This window comes from Saccharomonospora saliphila YIM 90502 (assembly GCF_000383795.1).
Taxonomy (GTDB): Bacteria; Actinomycetota; Actinomycetes; order Mycobacteriales; family Pseudonocardiaceae; genus Saccharomonospora; species Saccharomonospora saliphila.
The window spans coordinates 326,330-330,247 of the sequence record NZ_KB912728.1 but is presented as its reverse complement, the minus strand read 5'-3'; the positions used below and the strand labels follow the sequence as shown (position 1 = coordinate 330,247).

Genomic DNA, 3,918 nt, shown 5'->3' with positions numbered 1-3,918 from the left:
CGGCCGGGGCCAGCCGGTGCAGCAGCTCCAGCGCGGCCTCGACCGTGCCCGCCGTCTGCTCCTCGAGGACGTAGGCGGCGTGGTGGGGATAGCCCAGCAGCGCGGCACGCTCGGCCCGCAGCCGCGCGATCTCGGCGACCACGGCGGTGTTGTCGTGCTCGCCGCCGGTGTGCCCGCGCCGGGTGGAGGCGTGAAACACCCGCTCCCGCAGCGTCCGGTTCTCCAGTGAAGCCAGCACTGGCTGGGCCGTGGGCAGCGACAGCGGCAGCAGGTACCGGCCGTGCTCGCCGCGGGCCTCGGCGGCCTCGGCAGCGGCCGCCACGGCCTCGTCGGACAGCCCCGCAAGCTCGGCGCGGTCGTCCACGAGCACCGCCAGCTCACCGGTGTCGGCGTGCAGGTTGTCCTGGAACCGCGTCGAGGCCGACGACAACCGCTCGTTCAACACGCGCAGCCGGTCCTGCTCGGCGGCCTGCAGGTCGGCGCCCGCGCGGCGGAAGTCACGGTGGTAACGGCGCAGCAGCCACGCCGACTCGTCGTCGAGGTCGAGGCTGTCGCGCCGCCGGTACAGCGTGTCGATCCGCGCGAACAGCGCCGGGTCGAGGTGGATCGCGTCGGCGTGCGCCGCGAGCCTCGGAGCGATCTCGGCCTGCACCCGCCGCAGCGCGGGATTGGTGTGCGAGGCGGTGAGGTTGAAAAACACCGCCGAGACCCGGCTGAGCAGTTCCCCCGAGCGCTCCAGCGCCACGATGGTGTTGTCGAACGTGGGCTCCTCCGCGCACGCCGCGATCGCGGCGACCTCGGCGGCCTGCTCGGCCATGCCCGCCTCGAAGGCGGGCAGGAAGTCGTCGTCGGCGATCCGGTCGAACGGCGGCAGCTCGTAGGGCAGCTCACTCGGCGCCAGCAGTGGATTCTCCCGGTCCGTCACGCTCGGTCCTTCCCTCCGGTGGTGCCTCCGACGGCGGCGTCCGAGGCGAGCTTACGGCCACGCCGCTTCCTCGGCTTCTCCGGCACGATCCCGCTCAGGTCGCCCCCGGAGTCGTTGAGACGCAGCACGAACGGGCGCGTCTCGGTGTAGCGGGTCACCGACACCGACGCGGGGTCGACGACGATCCGCTGGAACGAGTCGAGGTGCTGGCCGAGCGCGTCGGCCAGCAGGGCCTTGATCACGTCACCGTGGCTGCACAGCAGCCACACCGCGTGCTCGCCGTGTTCGGCGGTGATCCGCGCGTCGTGCTCGCGCACCGCCGCCACGGCCCGGGCCTGCATCTGCGCCAGTCCCTCGCCGCCGGGAAAGACCGCGGCCGACGGATGGGACTGCACCACCCGCCACAGCGGCTCCTTGGCCAGCGCCGTGAGGTCCCGTCCGGTCCAGTCGCCGTAGTCGACCTCCGACAGTCGCGACTCCGGCCGACGGTCGAGCCCCCGGGCGGTGGCCAGCGGGCCGACGGTGCGCCGGCACCGCAGCAGCGGCGAGGTCACCACCTCGGCCAGCGGCACCCCGGCCAGCCGGTCCACCAGGGCCTCCGCCTGCGCACGCCCGGTCTCGTCCAGATCCACCTTCGGCGTGCGGCCCGCCAGCACACCCGAGCCGTTCGCGCTCGAGCGGCCGTGCCGCAGCAGGATGACAGTAGCCACGCGGGCCACCCTACGGGGTCAGCCCCCGGCCTCCACCGTGGCCGGACCCGCGCTGGGGTCGAGCACATCGAACAGCACCAGCAGCAGCACCGCCAGCCCCAGCACGACGCGGTAGATCACGAACGGCAGGAAGCTGTTCTTGCGGATGTAGGCCATCAGCCACGCGATCACCGCGTAGCCGACGCCGAACGACACCACGGTCGCCAGCACCGTCGGGCCCACACCCGGAGCGTCGCCGTCACCGATGTCGGTCAGCTTGTAGAAGCCGGAGGCCAGCACGGCGGGGACCGCGAGCAGGAACGCGTACTCCGCCGCGTCGGCGCGCTTGTATCCGAGCAGGAGCCCGCCGGTGATCGTGCCGCCGGAACGGGACACCCCCGGAATCAGCGCGAACGCCTGGGCGATGCCGTATCCCAGGCCGTGCGGCACGGTGAGCTGGTCGAGCGTGCGTTCCTTGCGACCGATCCGGTCGGCGGCCAGCAACAGCAGCCCGAAGGCGATCAGCGTGAACGCGGTCAGCCGCAGATCCCGGAACACGCTCTCGATCTGATCCTCGAACAGCAGACCCAGGACCCCGACCGGGATCGACCCCACGATGATCAGCCAGCCCATCCGGGCGTCGGGGTCGCGCCGGTACTCCGCGCGGATCAGCGACAGGAACCAGCTCCGCAGGATACGGCCGATCTTGCGGCTGAAGTACAGCAGCACGGCCAGCTCCGTGCCGATCTGGGTCACGGCGGTGAACGCGGCCCCCGGGTCCTGCCAGCCCGCGAACGCCGCCGTCAGCCGCAGGTGGGCGCTCGAGGAGATCGGCAGGAACTCGGTCAGGCCCTGCACCAGGCCCAGCACCAAGGCCTCGAACCACCCCATCAGGCGACTCCGGCCAGCTCACGGGCCCGCAGCGCCGCCTCCAGCGTCCGGTCCCCGGCAGCGGGATCGACGAACGGCGCCACCGTCAACGTGGTCACTCCCGCCTCGGCGAACGCCGCCATCCGCTCGGCGATGCGCTCCACCGGCCCCAGCAGCGAGGTCGCGTCGAGGAACTCGAGCGGCACGGCCGCCATCGCACCCGCGTAATCCTTGGCCAGGTACTTCTCTTGCACCTCGGCGGCGGCGTCGGCGAAGCCCATCCGGCAGGCCAGCCGGTTGTAGAAGTTGCGGTCGCGGCTGCCCATGCCTCCCAGGTACAGCGCCGCGTAGGCGCGCACCGAGTCGGCGCACACCCGCCAGTCCTCGCCCGGCACGAACGGCACCGTCGGCGCGATGTCGAGATCGGCCAGCGTCCGGCCCGCCTTGGCCGCGCCCGCACGCAGGTGGTCGAGCTGGGTGTCGGCGTACTCCGGCGAGAAGAACACCGGCAGCCAGCCGTCCGCGAGCTCGCCGGTCAGTTCGAGGTTACGCGGCCCGATCGCGGCCAGATAGGTCGGGATGTGCTCGCGCACCGGGTGCACCGTCAGTGCCAGCGCCTTGCCGGGGCCGTCGGGCAGCGGCAACCGGTAATGCGTGCCGTCGTAGCGCACCTTCTCCCGGCGCAGCGCCGCGCGCACGATGTCGACGTATTCCCGGGTGCGGGCCAGGGGCGCGGCGAAACGCACCCCGTGCCAGCCCTCCGACACCTGCGGACCGGACACACCCAGCCCGAGCCGGAACCGGCCCCCGGACAGGGTGTCCAGGGTGGCCGCCGTCATGGCCGTGGCCGCCGGGGTGCGCGCCGGGATCTGGAGCACCGCACTGCCGATGTCCACCGACGAGGTCCGCGCGGCGACGAAGGCCAGCACGGTCGGCGCGTCCGATCCGTAGGCCTCCGCGACCCACACCACCGAGTACCCGAGTTCGTCCGCCCGCGTGGCCAGGGCGAGGTTCGAGGCGTCGTTTCCGGCGCCCCAGTAGCCGAGGTTGAGTCCCAATCGCACGGGTGCTGACACTATCGGGCGGTTGATCGGCCGGGGACACGACGTCGTCGCGGCGCCCGCGCGGCGATCGTTAGGCTCGGGCGTTATGGAAAGCCGTCAGCTCGGCGTCTCCGGTCTGCGGGTCTCCCGGACGGGCCTGGGCACGCTGTCGTGGGCCTCCGGGATCGAGACCGAGGACGCCGCGGACCAGCTCGTGACCTTCGTCGACGCGGGCGGCACGCTGGTCGACACCGCCGACATCTACGCCGACGGCGAGGTGGAACGCACCCTGGGCTCGCTGCTGGGCCACGTCGTGCCGCGTGAGGCCGTGGTACTGGCCACCAAGGCCGCCGCGCGCCGGGCCGACGGGCCGTTCGGCGGCGGCGCCTCG

5 protein-coding genes are annotated in these 3,918 nt (G+C 72.8%); 1 reads left to right on the top strand and 4 read right to left on the bottom strand.

Features of this window, described 5'->3' with window-relative positions; genetic code table 11:
* From SACSA_RS24045 to SACSA_RS0120535, 4 genes are all read right to left on the bottom strand, one after another.
* On the bottom strand, positions 1–925 hold a 925-nt coding region (locus SACSA_RS24045), incomplete at its 3' end, for a M3 family metallopeptidase (protein WP_019819730.1).
* Positions 922–1,635 carry a histidine phosphatase family protein gene (locus tag SACSA_RS0120545; RefSeq protein ID WP_019819728.1) on the bottom strand — a complete coding sequence of 238 codons (714 nt, stop codon included), beginning with the start codon at positions 1,633–1,635 and terminating at the stop codon, positions 922–924. The genes SACSA_RS0120545 and SACSA_RS24045, both read right to left, overlap by 4 nt.
* Before the next feature lie 18 nt (positions 1,636–1,653).
* A complete protein-coding gene (locus tag SACSA_RS0120540) occupies positions 1,654–2,505 on the bottom strand; it encodes an undecaprenyl-diphosphate phosphatase (RefSeq protein ID WP_019819726.1) in 852 nt (283 codons plus the stop codon).
* Positions 2,505–3,548, bottom strand: coding sequence for an LLM class F420-dependent oxidoreductase (locus SACSA_RS0120535; RefSeq protein ID WP_028662093.1), 1,044 nt, complete (start codon positions 3,546–3,548; stop codon positions 2,505–2,507). Before SACSA_RS0120535 ends, SACSA_RS0120540 begins: the two co-directional genes overlap by 1 nt.
* 85 nt (positions 3,549–3,633) lie before the next feature.
* Here SACSA_RS0120535 and SACSA_RS0120530 point away from each other — a divergent pair.
* A partial coding sequence (locus tag SACSA_RS0120530) for an aldo/keto reductase (protein WP_028662092.1) occupies positions 3,634–3,918 on the top strand: 285 nt, incomplete at its 3' end.

What these genes read in the sequence shown, in the direction of transcription:
- SACSA_RS0120540 (WP_019819726.1), bottom strand. Translation starts at nt 2,505, where the DNA reads ATGGGGTGGTTCGAGGCCTTGGTGCTGGGCCTGGTGCAGGGCCTGACC.